Annotated in this window: 17 protein-coding genes and 1 tRNA gene; 16 read left to right on the forward strand and 2 right to left on the reverse strand. The window is 61.7% G+C overall.

Annotated elements, in window-relative coordinates; translation table 11 throughout:
- Window positions 1-3: 3 nt before the first annotated feature.
- Together H147_RS0107330 and H147_RS0107335 are read left to right on the forward strand one after the other, a co-directional pair.
- Entirely contained in the window at window positions 4-1,404 is a 1,401-nt protein-coding gene (locus tag H147_RS0107330; RefSeq protein ID WP_019954706.1) for a sensor histidine kinase, read from the forward strand.
- A gap of 60 nt (window positions 1,405-1,464) precedes the next feature.
- Window positions 1,465-1,541 (forward strand) — tRNA-Arg (locus tag H147_RS0107335).
- 277 nt (window positions 1,542-1,818) lie between these two features.
- Here the strand turns inward: H147_RS0107335 and H147_RS0107340 are convergent.
- Window positions 1,819-2,757, reverse strand: coding sequence for a LysR substrate-binding domain-containing protein (locus tag H147_RS0107340; RefSeq protein WP_019954707.1), 939 nt, complete (start codon window positions 2,755-2,757; stop codon window positions 1,819-1,821).
- A 104-nt stretch (window positions 2,758-2,861) separates the two neighbouring features.
- Here H147_RS0107340 and phnA point away from each other — a divergent pair, with 104 nt between their 5' ends.
- From phnA to H147_RS0107380, 8 genes are all read left to right on the forward strand, one after another.
- A complete protein-coding gene (gene phnA, locus H147_RS0107345) occupies window positions 2,862-4,139 on the forward strand; it encodes a phosphonoacetate hydrolase (RefSeq protein WP_051108192.1) in 1,278 nt (425 codons plus the stop codon).
- Window positions 4,136-5,407 (forward strand): alkaline phosphatase family protein, encoded by a 1,272-nt coding sequence (locus H147_RS0107350; protein ID WP_019954709.1) that lies wholly within the window; start codon window positions 4,136-4,138, stop codon window positions 5,405-5,407. The genes phnA and H147_RS0107350 overlap by 4 nt, the downstream gene beginning before the upstream one ends.
- 29 nt (window positions 5,408-5,436) lie before the next feature.
- A complete protein-coding gene (locus H147_RS0107355) occupies window positions 5,437-6,978 on the forward strand; it encodes an ABC transporter substrate-binding protein (protein WP_110570931.1) in 1,542 nt (513 codons plus the stop codon).
- A 167-nt stretch (window positions 6,979-7,145) separates the two neighbouring features.
- Entirely contained in the window at window positions 7,146-7,847 is a 702-nt protein-coding gene (locus H147_RS19445; RefSeq protein ID WP_019954711.1) for an ABC transporter permease, read from the forward strand.
- Window positions 7,844-8,770: an ABC transporter permease gene (locus H147_RS0107365; protein ID WP_019954712.1), complete on the forward strand. Its 927-nt coding sequence runs from the start codon at window positions 7,844-7,846 to the stop codon at window positions 8,768-8,770. The genes H147_RS19445 and H147_RS0107365 overlap by 4 nt, the downstream gene beginning before the upstream one ends.
- Window positions 8,767-10,380, forward strand: a complete 1,614-nt coding sequence (locus H147_RS19450) for an ATP-binding cassette domain-containing protein (RefSeq protein WP_019954713.1) — start codon at window positions 8,767-8,769, stop codon at window positions 10,378-10,380. The genes H147_RS0107365 and H147_RS19450 overlap by 4 nt, the downstream gene beginning before the upstream one ends.
- A 248-nt stretch (window positions 10,381-10,628) precedes the next feature.
- On the forward strand, window positions 10,629-11,687 hold the full coding sequence (locus H147_RS0107375) for a glycosyltransferase family 4 protein (RefSeq protein WP_019954714.1): 1,059 nt from the start codon (window positions 10,629-10,631) through the stop codon (window positions 11,685-11,687).
- Window positions 11,684-12,499, forward strand: coding sequence for an inositol monophosphatase family protein (locus H147_RS0107380; RefSeq protein WP_019954715.1), 816 nt, complete (start codon window positions 11,684-11,686; stop codon window positions 12,497-12,499). Before H147_RS0107375 ends, H147_RS0107380 begins: the two co-directional genes overlap by 4 nt.
- Here H147_RS0107380 and H147_RS0107385 read toward each other — a convergent pair.
- Window positions 12,472-13,176: an FkbM family methyltransferase gene (locus H147_RS0107385; RefSeq protein WP_245541118.1), complete on the reverse strand. Its 705-nt coding sequence runs from the start codon at window positions 13,174-13,176 to the stop codon at window positions 12,472-12,474. The two genes, H147_RS0107380 and H147_RS0107385, sit on opposite strands and share 28 nt — an antisense overlap.
- Window positions 13,177-13,398: 222 nt before the next feature.
- Between H147_RS0107385 and ribA the strand changes: the two genes are divergently transcribed.
- From ribA to H147_RS0107415, 6 genes are all read left to right on the forward strand, one after another.
- The gene (ribA, locus tag H147_RS0107390) at window positions 13,399-14,544 is read left to right on the forward strand and encodes a GTP cyclohydrolase II (RefSeq protein ID WP_019954717.1); all 1,146 of its coding nucleotides are present in this window, start codon (window positions 13,399-13,401) and stop codon (window positions 14,542-14,544) included.
- Window positions 14,545-14,612: 68 nt separating this feature from the next.
- Window positions 14,613-15,485: a zinc-dependent alcohol dehydrogenase gene (locus H147_RS0107395; RefSeq protein WP_245541119.1), complete on the forward strand. Its 873-nt coding sequence runs from the start codon at window positions 14,613-14,615 to the stop codon at window positions 15,483-15,485.
- A gap of 34 nt (window positions 15,486-15,519) precedes the next feature.
- Entirely contained in the window at window positions 15,520-15,915 is a 396-nt protein-coding gene (locus H147_RS0107400; RefSeq protein WP_019954719.1) for a 6-pyruvoyl trahydropterin synthase family protein, read from the forward strand.
- Window positions 15,916-15,918: 3 nt separating this feature from the next.
- Complete coding sequence (locus H147_RS0107405) at window positions 15,919-16,683, forward strand: class I SAM-dependent methyltransferase (RefSeq protein ID WP_019954720.1); 765 nt, start codon at window positions 15,919-15,921, stop codon at window positions 16,681-16,683.
- Window positions 16,684-16,705: 22 nt separating this feature from the next.
- Window positions 16,706-17,530 (forward strand): RibD family protein, encoded by an 825-nt coding sequence (locus tag H147_RS0107410; protein WP_019954721.1) that lies wholly within the window; start codon window positions 16,706-16,708, stop codon window positions 17,528-17,530.
- A gap of 206 nt (window positions 17,531-17,736) precedes the next feature.
- Window positions 17,737-18,252 carry a MarR family winged helix-turn-helix transcriptional regulator gene (locus tag H147_RS0107415; RefSeq protein ID WP_019954722.1) on the forward strand — a complete coding sequence of 172 codons (516 nt, stop codon included), beginning with the start codon at window positions 17,737-17,739 and terminating at the stop codon, window positions 18,250-18,252.
- The last annotated feature ends 82 nt before the right edge of the window (window positions 18,253-18,334 follow it).

An 18,334-nucleotide genomic window follows, 5' to 3' on the forward strand; every position in this document is an offset into this window, starting at 1 on the left:
ACGATGGTCAATTCTCTTTCAGGGCGATTTCTGATCCTGACAATCATCTTCGTGATGATCGCGGAAATCTTTATTTTCGTGCCTTCTGTCGCGCGGTTCCGCGAGGATTATCTGCTTGCCCGCCTCGAGCGGGCACAGATCGCGTCCCTTGCAGCCGAAGTCGATGCGATGATCAGCCCCGAACTGGAAGCAGAGCTGCTGGAGAACGCCGAAGTCTACAACGTCGTGTTGCGGCGTGATGAAATCCGCCAGCTGGCACTGTCGTCCAAACTGCCTGCGCCCATTGCCACCACCTATGACATGCGCGACCCATCGGGGCTTATGCTGGTGGCGGATGCCCTGCGCACGCTGCTGCAGACCGAAGACCGGATCATCCGCGTGATCGGCAACCCCGTGCGCGACGGCGGCCTGCTGATCGAGATCACGATGGAAGAACGCCCCTTGCAGGCGGCGATGCGCGATTATGGGCGCAACATCCTGATCCTGTCGGCCTTCATCTCGGTCGCGACCGCCAGCCTTTTGTTCTTTTCGGTCCAGATCCTGTTGGTCCGCCCCATCAAGGGTGTCGTGAACCACATGCAGAATTACGCCAAGGCCCCCGAGGACGCGCGCCAGATCATCACCCCCAGCGCCCGCGTGCGCGAATTGCGCGACGCCGAAGTGGCGCTGCAAATGATGCAGACGCAGCTGACCGGCGCGTTGCGGCAGAAAGAACGGCTGGCGCAGCTTGGCGGGGCTGTCGCCAAGGTCAGCCACGATCTGCGCAACATCATGACTTCGGCGCAACTCTTCACCGACCGGATCGGCGGATCGGACGACCCGCTGGTCAAACGAATGGCCCCCAAGCTGGTCAATTCCATCACCCGCGCCGTAAACCTGTGCGAAACCACGCTCGCCTTTGGGCGCGTCGATGAACCGGCCCCGGCGCTGGCCCGCGTGAACCTGTCGCGCATCGTCGAGGATGTGGTTGACAGTGAACGGCTGGCCGCAGGCGATTACCCGCTGTCCTTTGCCGAGGACATCCCCGCCACGATGACGCTGCGCGCGGATGGCGAACAATTGTACCGCGTGATCTTCAACCTCGTGCGCAACGCCCGTCAGGCGATCATGGCCACCGGCACCCCTGGTGAGATCGGATTGCACGCGGACGAGGACGAACTGGTCTGGCGCCTGACGGTCAGCGACACCGGGCCGGGGATGCCCAAGAAAGCGCAGGAACACCTGTTCCAGCCGTTCCAAGGCGGCGTGCGCAAGGGTGGCGCGGGTCTGGGCCTGGTCATTGCCGCTGATCTGATCCGCGGCCACGGCGGGCGGCTTGAACTGCTGGAAACCAGCGAAAAAGGCACGACCTTCGTCATCCAACTGCCCAAAGCCGACCTTGCGCTGGCCGACGCCGCGCAATGACAAGAATTCCGTTTTGCCCCTTGCATCATGCCGCCCACGAGTCTAAACGCACCGTCACGCGGATTGGTAGCTCAGTTGGATAGAGTACTTGACTACGAATCAAGGGGTCGGGGGTTCGAATCCTCCCCAGTCCGCCATTAGACAAATATCTTTATCAGCATGCTGACTGCTTAGCGCTTAGGTCTTGATATTGGCGCTTTAACCGGTCTGAAAGATGGTGCGGCGGCGCTGGGCACAGCTTCGACGACCCGTTCGCGCAGCCCCGCAGTGATCGGCCCTTCAAGCCGGCGCTGTCGTGTCTGGAAAACGCCGACAACAGCCCGACGTTGCCCTGACGTTTCTGACAATTCCGACAGACCAAACAGGCCCGTCACACCCCGGCCAGATGGGGGTGGCAACGGCGCGTGTGACGTATCACGCTTGGCTCGATCTCGAACAAGAGGCTCTGCCTGAGGGATGTCCGCATCGGGAACCCGACGCTTCGATCCAATCAAGAAAGGCGGTCGCGTTGCTGGTGGTGCTTTGGCCCGGCGGGGCAAAAGCAACCATGTGTCCTGCGCTTATTCGGCGGCCTTTGAACGGCTCAGTCAGTAGGCTGCGTTCAATTAGATCGGCAATCGTGAACACCGGAGCCACAAGGGCGCCCTCGCCCGAAACAGCCGCCTCAAGCGCGATGTAAAAATGAGGAAATCTGCGCCGCCTTCTTTGCAATGGCGCGATTGTGTCGGACAGGTCGAGCCATCGGTCAAGTTCTCCGGGGCGACTGTCGGATTCAAGAAACATCACCCGCGACAGGTCCACTGACCCGGCGCGTCGGGAGCGGAGCAATGCAGGTGACATCACAAGTCCCAAAGCGTCCGTAAGTACGGGCCGCGGCCGCGCATCCGGCGGACAGGCCGCTGATTGACGGATCGCAACATCGTAGTCGATCGATGTCAGGTCGTCGCTTGCATGTGTCTGGATCACGTCCACCGCCACCGCGGGGTAGCGTGACGAAAAAGTCCATAACCTCGGGATCAGCCAACGCATGGCAAAGGTTGCCGGTGCGGCAACACGAAGGACGCCCCGCGCCGGTGCAGGTCGGATGGTGGAGACAGCCTCCAGCAGCAGCGCCTTTGCTGCATCGATGGATTTGGCAAGCTGCAGCGCCTCCGGCCGGGGCAGGACCGCGCCGCCATGCCTGTCGAACAAGGTCATGCCGAGGAAGGATTCGATCTGCGCGATCTGCTTGCTGACTGCGCTTGGTGTGACGTGAAGTTCGTGTGACGCGGTTGTGAAGCTTTGATGACGAACGACCGCCGAGACTACTGTCAAGCTTTTGAAAGAAGGCATTTTTTCAAGTTGGTGTTCCATCTGTTCCTCGCGCCGGGAGTTTTTGTCGTTTTGAGTTTACTTCGCCGTGGCAGATCAAACGCTCAGTTCTGAAACGCAGCGTCAGCGGAAAAGGTAGCTCTTCAATGCAACAGGGACGTGATCCGATCTCCTCAGTTTTGGTCGAGAGACATGTTCGGGGGACGATTCATGCCACGGTCAACGGGCGGGACTACGCGCTCGAGCCACAGCCGGTCGTCGTCATTTGTGCCGATGGATGCAGCCCCGAATACATTGACGCTGTGGTCGATGCCGACCGCGCACCGGCTCTGGCCCGGATGCGGAAAAGAGGGCACGACGGGCAGGCGCTGGCGGCGATGCCAACCTTCACGAACCCCAATAACCTCTCGATTGTCACCGGTGCGCCTCCTTCTGTGCATGGGATCTCGGGCAACTACACCCTTGACCGTGCAAACCGTCGCGCGGTGATGATGCTGGACGACAGCGGGATGATTGGCGACACGATTCCCGGTGCACTGTCGCAAGCCGGTGCGCGGGTTGCCGTGATCACCGCGAAGGACAAACTCCGCAAGGCGTTGTCACGCGGACTCGACGGGATTTCGGGTTCTGCCGAGCATGCCGAGCACCTCAGGCAACTGGTTGGCCCTACATTCAAGGCCGCAGCGCCGGACAAGTATTCCGCCGATCTGTCCCTGTTCGTGCTGGATGCAGGCGTCAGCCTTTTGCGACAGGGCCGGGTCGATCTGATGTACCTGTCGCTTTCGGACTACGTGCAGCATGCCCATGCCCCGGACGCGCCGGAGGCACTCGATTTCATGGCATCGCTCGACCGGCGGATTGCGTCGATCCTTGATCTGGACGCTGTGCTGGGCGTTGTTGCCGACCACGGGATGACTGACATGGCGCTGCCCGATGGCACGCCGAACGTGGTGTGGCTGGGGGACATCCTTGACGCAAGGTTCGGTGCGGGTGCCACGCGCGTGATTTGCCCGATCACCGATCCGTTTGGACGACATCACGCCTCTTTGGGGGGGTTCGTGCGCGTCTATCTTTTCGATCCGGCGATAGATGCAGAGGCTGCCCGCAGTTTGTTGTCACATACGCCAGGTGTCGATCTGGTACTCACCGGAGCCCAGGCAGCAGCGCGTTTTGATCTGCCACCCGAGGCCGAGGGCGATCTTGTTGTGATCGGCGGGCATGGCTTCGCATTGGGGGCCTGCCGGGCAGATCACGACCTTTCACAATTGGCGGGAACCCGGCTTCGGTCGCATGGCGGGTTGGCCGAGCAAAAGGTGCCTTTCCTGCTCTCTCATCCGCTGGCCCCGGACATGGCCGCGCGCCTGTCCTCTCAGGCCCGCGTCTGGGACATTTTCGATGCCGCCATTAACGGGGTGACAGCATGACACGCCGCCGCGCAATCCTGTTTGTCGCTGACGGGCACAGAGACGATTTCCTCCGGCCCGAGCTGTGCCCAAACCTGTCCGGTTTCGCCGCCACCGGCCGCCGGTTCCACAATCACACCGGCAACTTCCCTTCGGCTACAAGGGCAAGCGCAGCGTCAATCGCAACCGGCTGCTGGCCCGGCAGTCATGGGCTTCATGGCAACACCATGGGCCTACCCACTGATGAAGGCACGGTGGTCCATGATGTCGGCGATCCAGCCTTTGTATCATCGCTTCGGGCGACATTCGGACGGACTTTGAAGGTGCCGACATTGGCTGAACGGCTGGCGCCGCACGGCGGAGTGTTGATCGCGTCAAACGTGTCGCCGGGCGCGGCCTATTTCCAGGACCCAGACGGATACGGCCACGTCGTGCACCGGGCCGGTTCGTTTGGCCCCGATCGCCGCCCGCTGGGCGAAGAAGAAGCACCGGTGGTCACCCATGATGCGGCCGGGGACATGGCGCTGAGCGCATGGTTCTGCGATCGCATGACCCGTGACGCAGCCCCGACACTTGGGGTTTTATGGTTGTGCGATCCCGATCTTTCGATGCATGCGGATGCCTTGGGGTCGGCACGGCACCTTGCAGGCATTGCCGCGGCAGACGCCTGTTTCGGCAAACTGCGTGCTGCGGTGGACGCGATGCGCGCATCGGGTGACGAGGTGCTGCTGATCGCATGTTCCGATCACGGGCAGGAAACGGTGATCGGACATGTGGCCATCGGCGACGAACTCGTGGCGGCCGGGCTAAAGGACAGCCCGACGTCATGCGAAGTCGCCGTCGCCCCGCAAGGCGGGAGCGGGTTGATCTACCTCGCAGGTGAAGGTCAGGCGCGGCGTGATGCCATTGCTGCCTTTCTTGTCGCCCATCCGCATGTCGGTGAAGTGTTCATAGGACGTGCAATGCACACTGTCGGACAGGCAGAAGGCGACGGGCTGGCGATTGCCTTTTCCATGGCACATGACGCGCACCAGAACGAAAACGGCGTGCCGGGACGGATCTGGGTCTGCACGTCGGACAGCAAGCCCGGCAAACCCGTGGGACAGGGCAGTCATGGCGGCCTTGGCCGCTGGGAACGACACCCGTTCCTGATTGCCCAAGGCGGTGGTTTTGTCCCCGGCACGCACGAATTTGGGCGGACACGCCTGATCGATATCGCCCCGACAATCCTACGCCACCTCGGCCTGCCACGCGATGGCATGGACGGGCTGGCGCTGCCCCGCAACTGATCTTCAACCCCAGACAAGGAGCCTCTTTCATGCAACGACGCGAATTTCTGACAACTCTGGCTGCCGGCACTGCCATGGCCACCATCCTGAACGGTGGCGGAGCAATCGCCCAATCGACCCCATCCCATGGGGGCACCATGCGCCTGTCGTGGGGCACGCTTGATACCGCTGATTTTCACCGGCATACCGGATCAATCAACCTGACCCACCCTTTCGTCGAGACACTGACATCGATCTCGGCGGACGGGCAGCCGCGCGGTATGCTTGCCGAAAGCTGGGAGATTTCGGAAGACGGTAAGACCTATACTTTCGCCATCCGCCAAGGCGTGACGTTCCACGACGGTCGCACGATGACCGCAGGCGATGTCCTTGCCAACTTCGAGCGGATCAAACGCGAAGTGCAAGGCGGTTGGCTAACCTCTGCCTTGGCCGATGTCGAAGAGATGTCGGCACCTGACGATGCCACATTCGTCGTGCGGCTTTTGACGCCCTTCGCGCCGTTTCTGAATGTGATCGCAGAAGCCTGGATCTTGTCGCCTGACTCGCCCGGTTGGAACGGCCAGATCACCAAGGCGATAGGCACCGGGCCATTCACATTCGACACATGGACTCCGCAGCTTGAACTGCGGGGCAAGCGCTTTGACGGCTACTGGATGGCGGAAAAACCCTATCTGGACGAGATTATCTTCGATGTGCGCGAGGTGGCCGACACGTCGCTCGCGTTGCGTGCTGGCGATTTCCACGCAAGCTCGATCCCGCTGTCGCAGGTGTCGGAATTCGAAGCAAATCCGGATGTCGAAGTGATGTTCCGGACGGATACAAGCTGGAGCTTCGTGTCGTTCAACAATCGTGTCGCCCGCCCGCCCTTCGACAATGTGCGCGTGCGCGAGGCGGTTGCGCATGCACTCGATATCCCGACACTGCGCACGATCGTGGCCGGCCAGTATGCGGTTGCCAGCAATCAGATGGTGGTGCCGGGCAATTTCTATTTCGACGAGGCGATGTCGGAAGCCGACCCGCACAAAGCACCGGACATGGACCGCGCAAAAGCGATCCTGGCAGAAGAAGGCATCAATCCGGGCGACTTCATGCTGGAGATGGTTTCGACACAAAACGACAGGCTTGCCGGGCCGGTCTCTCAAACCCTGCAGCAGCTGGGGTTCCGCGTGAACAACCGCGCCTATGATGATCTGGGGTATCAGCGGCGTTTGTCGGAATACGACTGGGATGTGTTTCCAGGCAGTTCGGGCCCCCGCAATGACGTGTTCCTGCGTTTTGTGCGATTCATGTCCGACGGACCCAATCCGGGCCTTTGGGGCGGTCCGCAGGACCCAGAACTGGATCGGATGATCAATGCGGCGGTTGCCTCGGTCGATGCGGACGAGCGGCGCCAGCATTACCTTGATGCATGGCAGCGGATATCCGACCGCTACTACACCATCGTCATCGGTCACAGCCCTGCCGCCTACGGGATCCGGTCAGAGGTGAGGGATTTCACCGTGGCCTTCAACACGTCCACCCACCGTGTCGACGGTGGACTGGCCGAAACATGGATGATCACCGGAGCCTGAAGGGAGGAAAAGCGATGACTGTGTCAGTTGCTTACGTTGTTGCTGTGCGGCGCAGTCGCATATCGCCCCTAACGGCGACTGGCATAGCTATCGTCGGGACGATGATCGGAGTGGCCCTTCTTGGGCCACTCCTCAGCCCACACGATCCCTATCAATTCAGCGTCCGCATGAACGAAGGCCCAAGTATCGATCATTGGCTCGGCACCGATGACCAAGGCCATGATGTGCTGTCCCGGTTGATCGCAGGAACCCGCCTCAGCCTGATGTTCGGGGCGGGTGCTGCGCTGATCGCGCTCGGGATCGGGGCGGCGCTGTCGTTGATGGCCTTGTCATTGGGCCGGATCGTCGAGACCGGCGTGTTTTCGATGTTCGATCTGATCCGGGCGTTGCCCGGTATCCTGTTTGCCCTTGCGTTCGTGGCCGCCTTCGAACCGGGAGCGTTCTCGGTCATGCTGGCACTTGGCGTTTCCTTTTCGCCGATGTTCGCGATGATCACCCGTGCGACATGGCGACAGCAGATGGCGCGCCCCTATGTGGCGGCGGCGCAGGTCTTGGGCGCATCACGTCTTCGGATTACCATCGTTCATGTCTTGCCCAACATCATTGGGGCATTGATCACACAATTCGCCATCATCTTGCCGCGCTGCATCGTCCTTGAGTCCGTGATGAGCTTTCTGGGTCTCGGCGTATCGCCTGAAACGCCGACTTGGGGGCGGATGATCGCCAATGCCACTCAATACACCGAAGCCGCTCCGCATGCCGTTCTTGCCCCCATCATCGCGCTGAGTGTGGCGACCTTTGGGATGGCTTTGATCGGTGACGCGCTGCGCCGTGGGTTCGACCCCGATAGAAGGAGGATTGCACTATGAATGATCGGCTGATCCAGACTCTTCTGCCCATAGGCGCTGATATTCTCAGATCACTGATGATCGCAGCGGGCATCGTTGTCTTCAGCTTTTTTCTGATCCGTATGATCCCCGGTGACATTGTCGACGTGATGGGTATTCAGGGCACGCTGACATACGGCCAGCAGGATGCGATGCGCGAAAGCTTGAGATTGAACGAGGGCTGGTGGTCCCAGTTCACGGCATGGCTGGGGATGGTTGCCGGGGGCGATTTCGGTGTCTCCCTTCGGTATGGCACGCCGATCCTCGATCTGTTGCGGGTCGCGCTGGCACCGACACTGATCCTCGGTGCATCAGCGCTGGGGATCGGGCTGACGCTGGGTGTCGGATTGCCGGTGTTGGCTTGCGTGTTTCCTAAATCAATATTCGTGGCTCTGGTGCAGTTCATCACACTCTGGTCGATTGTCGTGCCGACCTTTTCGATCGGTATTCTTTGCGTGATCGTGTTTGCGGTCTGGTTGGGCTGGATACCAGCCATCGGAAACATGGTCGTACCCGCTGTCATTCTTGGCATGGATACGGCCGGCACGCTGGCCAAGATGCTGCACGAAGACATGGTGGACACTGAACGGGCGGCCTTTGTGCGGACAGCACGAGCCAAAGGTCTGTCCCGCTGGCAAATCGTGCTGCGCCATATTCTGCCCAACGCATTGACGGTTGTTGTCGCCCTGTTCGGCATCCTGCTTGCAGGGGCACTGACCGGGGCAATTACGATGGAGGTCGTTTTCGGCCTGCCAGGCCTCGGGACACTGACGTTGCAGGCGATCCAGGGACGCGACTATCCGGTGGTCCAGGCTGTGGTGATCTGGCTGGGACTGACAGTCGTGCTCGCCAATCTGATAAGCGATCTCGTGCAACGCAGCCTTGACCCGAGGATTGGACGATGACGTTACCTGCCTTGCTTCAGCTTCGCGACCTGACGGTCACAATCCGCACATCCAATGGCACGATACCGGTGGTCCGCGGAGTTTCGTTCGACCTCTTCGCCGGACGCACGCTTGCCATTGTAGGAGAGTCGGGGTCAGGCAAAACGATGACGGCGATGTCGGTTCTGGGCCTCGGCCCGCCGGGGACGCCAATGACCCTTGGCGGCGAGGCCCGGTTCGACGGGCTGGATGTGATGAGAATGTCCGAAAATGAAATGCGGGCGCTGCGCGGCAGCAGGATCGGGGCAGTATTTCAAGACCCCGCAGGATCGCTGAACCCTCTGATGCCCGTTGGTGAACAGATCCGCGAGGCAGCACGTGCAGCGGGGTCCGACCGTTCCGTGGCACGCACCAAGGTATCCGCCCTGCTGGACGAAGTCGGACTGGCACACCTGCCGGGCATCGCGGGGCGCTATCCGCATGAATTATCCGGAGGGCAACAGCAACGGTGCATGATCGCGCTCGCACTTGCAGGGGATCCTGACCTTCTGGTGGCTGATGAACCCACCACCGCGTTGGATAGCGACGTCGCTGATCAGATTATCGCGCTTCTCGCCACGCTGCAGACGCGCCGTCGGATGGCGCTTTTGTTTATTTCGCATGATCTGGGCGTTGTGTCGCGTTTGGCCCAAGACATAATTGTGATGCGGGACGGGCAAGTGATCGAGGCAGGCAGCACACGCCAGATCCTCGTCAACCCGCAGGAGGATTACACCAAAGCCCTGATCGCTTGCACGCCGGGTACGGGCGGGCGGCCAAGGGCGCGACTGATGACGCTGGACATGATCCGCAGCGGCGCGGTCCCCGGGCCGAAGCGGCCCGTCGTGCCCGGACCTGTCGTTGCTTCGGTGCGCGACCTGACTGTGCGCTATCCCGGTCGAGGGTTGTTCCGCCCCGGACATCCGGCATTGCAGGGCGTGTCACTGGACTTGCATGCGGGAACCAGCCTTGGCCTCGTCGGGGCCAGCGGCAGCGGCAAGAGCACACTGGGTCGGGCGCTTGTCGGCCTTGTGGCGACGCAGTCAGGCGAGATCCGGGTCAATGACCAGTTACTACACAGAAATGGACACCGACTGGCGTCTGACAGGCGCCAGGTGCAATACGTGTTTCAGGATGCATCGGGCGCGCTGAACCCGCGACGGACAATCGGCCAATCGCTGCTGGAACCGCAACGCATCCACAGAGTGCCCCTCGGCACGACCGATCAGATGTTGGCCGAGGTCGGGCTCCCTGCCGACATCGCGGAAAGGTTTCCGGCAGAGCTGTCGGGTGGGCAGCTCCAGCGTGTCACGATCGCACGCGCGCTGGCGTTAAGGCCCGCTTGTCTGATCTGCGATGAAATCACCTCCGCGTTGGATGTCTCTTCGCAGGCGCTGGTCCTCAATGTCCTGTCGGACCTGCAAGAGCGACTGAAACTTGCCATCCTGTTCATCAGCCACGACCGGGCACTGGTTGAACACTTCTGTGACAAGGTGCTGATCATGACGGACGGTCGGCTTGCGGACGTAGACCTGCGCCGGCCTGTGGCGGACGTTTCTTCGTCGGCTCCAATTGTCGCAGAACCGGCGTAAGGTCGTGGGCATTGACCTGCTCAAATCTTCATCTCCGGTCCCGCAGCCGACCACGTCTGCGGCAAAGCCCCTCACGCCGGCATGCCGCAAAAGTATCCCAAGCCTGTGTTGCGGCGCATTGTGCCGACCGTCGCGCAATACCCATGACCGTCCGACGCAACGGGGCTATTCGACAAGCGCCTGACCCGTGCTATCTGCGCACATCCGGGCCGGCACGTCGCCGGCTTCTCGCTAAGGACCCGTTTCAGATGCCGCAGACATCAATCGCCTTTGCTGTTCCGGGTGACATCACGACGTTGACCGGCGGCTACATCTACGACCGCCACCTTTTCGAAGAATTGCAGCGTGCCGGACATGACGTGGCGTTGATCACCCTGCCAGGCAGTTTTCCCTTTGCGCCCGCTGAGGATATGGCGCGCGCTTGCGCACAGTTGCAGGCTGTGCCCGCCAGTATGACCGTCATTATCGACGGACTGGCTTTTGGTGCTTTGCCGACGCCGGACGTCGCAAGGATCAGCGCGCGGATCATCGCCCTCGTGCACCATCCGCTTGCGTTCGAAAGTGCGCTTCCCGAGGATCAGAAGGCGCATCTGTTCCAGACCGAAAGGGACAATCTGCGTCACGCCGCGCAGATCATCGTGCCAAGCCCGCATACCAAGGCCACATTGGTCAACCATTATGAGGTCAACGAAAACCGCATCCATGTCGCGCTGCCGGGCATCGCGCCTCTGCCGGTCGAAACAGAAGCGGTAGAGCGGCCGGTCCGGCCGCTGATCCTGTCGGTCGGCATCCTGCATCCACGCAAGGGGCATGACATCCTGATTGATGCACTCGGGCAGATCACACCGCTTGCTTGGGATGCCTGTATCGTGGGAAGCCCGTGGGAAGACGGATATCAACCCATGCTGCAATCGCGGATCGACGGGCTTGGGCTGACCGGACGGGTCCGGCTTGCAGGCCGCGTTTCGGCGGCCGAATTGGCCACACTTTATGCGCAAGCCAGCATCTTTGCACTGGCGACCCGGTACGAAGGCTATGGCATGGTCTTTAACGAAGCACTGCTTCACGGCCTGCCGATCGTGTCCTGCGCCACCGGCGCGGTGCCCGATACAGTGCCCGCAACCGCCGGGCTCTTGACCGCCTGCGACGATCCGGGGGCCTTCGCCGCGGCTTTGGCAAGGCTTCTGGGTGACCCTGTGCTTGCAGGTCAGATGCGCGAGGCAGCACTGGATGCAGGCGCGGCGCTTGGCACCTGGGAAGATACGGCGCGCATTGCGATGCATGCGATCGCGCTGGCACGGCCATGACGGTCCCCGGACAGACATCTGCCGATCTGGAACTGGCGGTCACGGCGGCAAAGGCGGCCGGTGATATCCTCACCACCTATTGGCATGACAGGAAAGCCCTCACGATCGACACCAAACGCGCGGGCGATTTCGTATCGCAGGCCGATCTTGAAGCCGAACTTTGCCTGCGGGACATCCTGCTTGCGGCAAACCCGGACGATGGCTGGCTGGGCGAAGAAACCGGCGGCAGGCAGGGCAGCGGGCGGCGCTGGCTTGTCGATCCGCTGGATGGCACGACCAACTTTCTGCGCGGCATCCCGCATTGGGCGGTGTCCATCGCGCTCGAAGTTGATGGCATCCGGTGCCTTGGGGTAATCCACGACCCGTTGAAACAGGAAACCTTTACCGCCGTTCTTGGCCGGGGCGCGTTCCTGAACGGGTCAGCGATTGCGGTATCGGACACAACGGACATGACGCAGGCCCTGTTCGGCACGGGGATCCCGTTTGGCGATATGGCACATATCGACGATCACGCGGCTGATATCGCCGCCTTGATGCCACGATGCGCCGGTGTCCGGCGGATGGGCGCGGCGGCGCTTGATCTGGCCTATGTTGCGGCGGGGCGCCTGGACGGGTTCTGGGAACGGCGGCTCCAGCAATGGGACATCGCCGCAGGCCTTGTCATCATGCACGAAGCAGGTGCAGTGATCGCGGCCCTTGACCCCGCCGACCGGCCCGAGCGATCGGGCACCGTCGTCGCTGCACCAAGGGCGCTATTCGATACCTTTGCGGCAACCCTGCGCCGTCAGGCGGCATCAGGCAATCGCGCGTAAAGATCACCGGATTTGTCGTGCGCCGCCAGACCGGCAAGCCAGGTCTTGACGGCGTCTGGTTCGGCCCATTGATCCCAGAGGAAATCGCCCTCCTCGCCGCGGACAGGGTTGAACCGGTAGGGGCCCAGTTCCATCAACCTGTCGATGACCGCAATCGTGAGGTCCGGCAGCCCCGGCAGATATTCGACAGAGATGATGTCGACCGGCCGGCTGAGACCAGCAAGAACATCGAGTTCGAACCCCTCCACATCAATCTTGATGTAGCGCGGCACCCCCTCCTCGGCGATCAGCACGTCAAGTGTCGTGACGGCGACGTCCTGAACCCTGTCCCATTTGACCATTTCAAAACCATGCGACGCCCCTGCCGCCTCGACGAACCCGGTCTTGAGCGATGACACCGTGGGATGGCGCGACGACACCGCCATTTGACCAGTCGACACTTCGCGCCCCGCCGCTGCCGCGATCAAACGGATATCCCGCGGGAGCGTCCATTTCAGATAGGTCGAAAACGGGGCTTGCGGTTCAAGCGCCACGACGCGCGCACCAGCCGCGCGCATCGCCCGCGCACGCGTGCCGACATGGGCCCCCACATCGAACGCAAGATCACCTTTTTTCAGAAGATCGCGGTAAAGCCGCCGGATCGGTGCCGCATTGACGGGATTGTGATAAATCACCATCGACCGCAGAAAACCCAACCAAGTCCCAATATTCAATTCGTCGTTCCTATCAAATCCGCTTGTCAGACAAGCAAAAGCTGCAGCCATGCCATACCTAGGGCACTTTCATGGCCGCTCCACCTCATTCGGCGACAGACAGCAGATATTGTCGCAATTGTGTCATGCTGCTTGTCTACGGATATTACGTGCTATTTTGTCACGGGACACTGCCCCGGGACCGCTATGAATATCATCAAGCCTGCCCCTTCTCGCCCACTTGTTTCGTCATCCGCCATCGCACCACGCCGCATCGAGCGTGTGATGCGCGCCAGAGGCGACGTCCGCCTTGGCGTGCCGATCATCATCGCGGACAATGACATGTCTGTTCTGATGATCGCGGCCGAGACGCTGACCCTTGACCGTTTTGCAGCCTTGGCGGGCAATGATCAGCAAGCTCATTTGCTGATGACACGCCACCGTGCCGAGGCGTTGGACGTCGGCACCGGACGGCATGACGGCGCGTCGCATGAGGTGGTTTCGGTTTTTCTTCCGCAAGGGGTGGGGCTGGATTGGGTAATGTCGCTGGCGGATCCGGCTTTTGCGCGGCCTCTGAGGCCGACCCCCGTGTTCACACCGGCCAGCAGTGCGATCCATCAGGCCGCGATTGCGCTGGCCAAATCGGCCCAGCTTCTTCCTGCTGCGCTGGTTGTGCCGCTTTCCGACGCGCAACGCTTTGCCGCCGCAAATGCATTGTGCATCATTGGTGCGGATGACGTGCTGGCCGAACTCTCGGCGGCGCGTTGCCAGACACCTGTTTCCTCAGCCATCCTGCCGACGGCCGCGCACGAGGCTGGCCGCGTCCATGTGTTCCGCCCCAATGACGGCGGCGTCGAACATTACGCCATCGAAGTCGGAACACCCGACCTGTCAAAGCCCGTCCTGACACGGCTGCATTCGGCATGCTTTACAGGTGATGTGCTTGGCAGCCTGAAATGCGATTGTGGCGCCCAATTGTCCGCCGCCTGCGCAACCATGGCTGCATCCGAGGGCGGCGTGCTGCTGTATCTCAATCAGGAAGGCCGCGGAATCGGCATGGCCAACAAGATGCGCGCCTATGCGCTGCAGGATCAGGGATTTGATACGGTCGAGGCCAACAACCACCTTGGATTCGACGACGACGAACGTGATTTCCGCAATGGCGCAGCAATCCTGAAGCAATTGGGTGTTCCGAAAGTCCGGCTGTTGACCAACAATCCGGCCAAGCTCGCGATCTTGCAGGCGCAAGGCATCCTTGTCACCGAACGGGTGCCGCTGCAGGTCGGCAAGACTGTCCAGAACACCGCTTATCTTGCGACCAAGGCCGAGAAATCGGGGCATCTTCTGTCATGACCGCTGCCGCTTTATGGTGCATCGCACCTGATCAGGCTGCAATCCGTCCCGCGCAAACGGGAACCGGCGTGCCTATCAGGACGCTGTTTTCCGGCATCAGCCGCGGCACCGAACGGCTGGTGTCCGGGGGGCATGTGCCCGCGTCCGAATATGCATCCATGCGCGGTCCCGGCATGGAGGGCGATTTTCCCTTTCCCGTGAAATACGGCTATTGCAATGTCGGCGAGGTGGAGGACGGCCCGTTGGCCGGGCGGCACGTGTTCAGCCTGTTTCCCCACCAGACGCATTTTTGCCTGCCCGCGCAAAACCTGACCGTGCTTCCGGCTGCCCTGCCCGTGCCGCGGGCGGTATTGGCGGCGAATATGGAAACCGCCTTGAACATTCTATGGGACAGTGGCGCGGGCGCGGGCGACCGCGTTGCCGTGATCGGTGCCGGTGTCGTTGGGGCGCTTGTCGGGTTTCTGGCGGCACAATTGCCCGGTGCAACGGTGCAACTGGTCGATATCAACCCGGCGCGCGCGGCACTGGCCAGCGCGCTTGGCGTCGGCTTCGCGCCGCCCGATGACGTGGCGCATGATTGCGACGTCGTCGTCCATACCAGCGCGACCCCGGCCGGATTGTCGTTGGGCCTGTCGGTCGCGGGCCAGAACGCCACGATCGTCGAGGCAAGCTGGTACGGTGACAAGACCGTCCCGCTTTCCTTGGGTGGCCGGTTTCACAGCCGCCGGTTGCGGATCGTTGCATCACAGGTCGGCCATTTGCCGCCCGCACGCCTGCCGCGCTGGACTTATGCAAGACGGATGGCCAAGGCGCTTGATCTGCTGTGCGATGACCGGCTTGATGCGCTGATCTCGGGCGAGACCGCTTTTGCTGACCTGCCCGATCGCTATGCCGCGATCCTGTCGGCCCCCGATACCTTGTGCCACCGCATCACATACTGACACCTGTTTTCAACACCCCAGAGGAATACCCAAAATGTACGCTGTCGAAGTCCGTGACCATATCATGATTGCCCATTCTTTCCCGTCGCCGCTGTTCGGACCGGCGCAGGGTGTGCATGGGGCGACATTCACGGTGGATGCCGCGTTCTTCGCGGATGATATCGACGAACACGGGCTGGTCGTCGATATCGGTCTGGCGATCGACGCGCTGGCGCAGGTCCTTGAACCACTGCGCTACAAGAATCTTGACGACGAAAGCCAGTTCAAGGGCATCTTCACGACAACGGAATTTCTGTCCGGCCATATCTTTCGCGCACTTGCCGACAAGGTGCGCAATGGTGACCTGAAAGACGCAAACCGCGTCCGGCGCTTGCGGATCACACTGCACGAAAGCCATCTGGCGCGCGGCTGGTTCGAGGCCGAGATCTGACCGATGGGCTTTTCTGCTGCATGGCTTGCGCTGCGGGAACCGGCCGATCACGCCGCGCGCGATGACCGGCTTCTGGTTGCAGCGGCAAAGGCTGCCGGCCCAGCGCCGGTGATTGTTGATCTTGGGTCGGGGACAGGATCGACGGTGCGGGCCTTTGCCCCGGTGATGCCTGTCAAAGCCGTGTGGCGCCTTGTCGACAGCGACCCCGCGTTGTTGGCACAGAACGCGGGGGCGGGCACGACGACGCACAAAGTCGACATGCGCAACCTGGACGACCTGCCGCTGGCGGATGCGCGGCTCGTCACTGCCTCTGCGTTGCTGGATCTGTGTTCGCATGATTGGGTCACGCGACTGGCCTTGTCTCTGAAAGACCGCAACATCGCCTTTTATGCCGCGTTGAACTACGACGGGATCATGACCTGGACACCGGCGGATGAAGACGACGCCGTGGTGACAGCGGCCTTCAACCGCCACCAGCGCGGGGATAAAGGGTTTGGCCCCGCGCTTGGCCCTGATTGTGCGAGCGCGGCTGCAGATATCTTCAGCAAGGCCGGATTTAGCGTGACCGAAGCCCCGAGTCCGTGGCGTCTGGGGCCTGCGCAGGCCGAACTCCAGCGGCAATTATGCGATGGGATCGCAGCGGCGGCGGCGGAAATGGACGCGGCGACCGCAGGCGCTTGGGCCGCCCGGCGCGCGGGTCTTGTCTTGGACGGACACTGTCATATCGGACATCGCGATTTGCTGGCCTTGCCGCCCGGTTTCCAATGAAGGCTATTGCAGGAGAAGCGTCATGCAGAATGTAGAAGTCACCCCGCGCGTCTGGGACCACCTGCTTGCCATTCGTGCGGGCACGGCCTGTGCGTGCTGCGGTGGTCCATGGTCTGCGGGGGAACGCGGCGCTTTGGATCTTTACGGGCCATTGGCGCGTCGCGATCTGGGTCCGGTGGTTGTCGCGCAGATCGGCCAATCGCTTGACGGACGCATCGCGACGGTCTCCGGCGATGCAGCCGATGTGTCAGGGCCGGACGGCCTTGCCCATCTCCACCGGATCCGCGCGCTGATGAGCGGGGTCGTGATCGGCGTCGGTACGGCACTGCACGATAACCCGCGGCTGACGGTCCGGCTTTGCGACGGGCCCAACCCCGCGCGTATCGTGATTGACCCCAAGGCGCGCCTGTCTGATGATGCGCCCGTCCTGCACGACGACGGTACCCGCTGCATCGTCGTCCAAGGCGTCGATCATCCGCGCCCGTCGCATGTCGAGGTGCTCAAGCTGCCCCTCGTCGACGACAAGTTCCAGCCAGAGGCAATCTTGCAAGGTCTGCGGGGCATCGGATTGCAACATTTGCTGATCGAAGGCGGCGGAATCACGATTGCAGGTTTTCTTGATGCCGGACATTTGTGCCGTCTGCAGGTCGCCATCGCACCTTTGGTGATCGGAAACGGACCGGCCGCCCTGACAAGCACGATCCAGCAAACCCGGCTCGCCGATTGCCTGCGCCCTGAAACACGTGTGTTCGGGCTTGGCTCGGACGTGGTTTTCGATTGCGGACTGACGTCTGCGGCGCGCGATGCAACGGTTCCGAAGCACGGCGTGCCAGTGACGGCGTCGTAAACTCTTGATGCAAATAGATGTCGCGGCCCGCTTCGGTTTTTGCATGTCGGCAACAGCTGTGCTGCGTATCGTCTGGCTCTGAAGATGATGCGCCGGTCACCCTTTGTCTGGCGCAAGACGGGGCTTTGATTTGCCGCGTCGCATGCAAATAGGATTGCGACTCAAGATTTATATATGCATGATGCATACATATAAAAGGAGTACCCATGGACAGATTGGCAAACCTGCTGAATGCGGCCGCGACCGCCATCACCGACGCACAGGCGGCGTCAATAGCGATCGAGGCGGGTCTGAACCATTCGACAACGGCGACGATTCTGACACTGGGTCAGCATCCAGGGCTCAGCCTGTCGCAGCTTTCGGGAATAGTGGGCCTGAGCCATTCCGCTGCGGTCAGGCTTGTGGATGGCCTGACAGCAAAGGGGCTGGCCATGCGCGGGGATGGACAAGACCGGCGCGAAGTCGCGGTTTCGCTGACCGTGGCGGGGCGCGCGCTGTATACGCGGCTGCGCCAAGTGCAGGGCAACACCTTGATGCCGCTCCTCGAACAGATCGCGCCAGCCGACCGGGCCTCACTCGAGCGCGCACTTTCACGTATTCTTGGCGCACTGACGCAGGGACGCGAAAGCGCGGACCACATCTGCCGCTACTGCGACGAGAATGCCTGCGCGCAAAAGGATTGCCCTGTCGAACTGCGGGCCATCGCGCTGTCGGCCGGATGATGCACGCCGTTGTGCGCCCTGCCCTGTCGCGCCCGATCGCCGTCGCTGCGATGCTGGGCTCTGCTGCTTGTTGAGGTGGGGC

It is taken from the genome of Yoonia vestfoldensis DSM 16212, assembly GCF_000382265.1.
GTDB classification, from domain to species: domain Bacteria; phylum Pseudomonadota; class Alphaproteobacteria; order Rhodobacterales; family Rhodobacteraceae; genus Yoonia; species Yoonia vestfoldensis.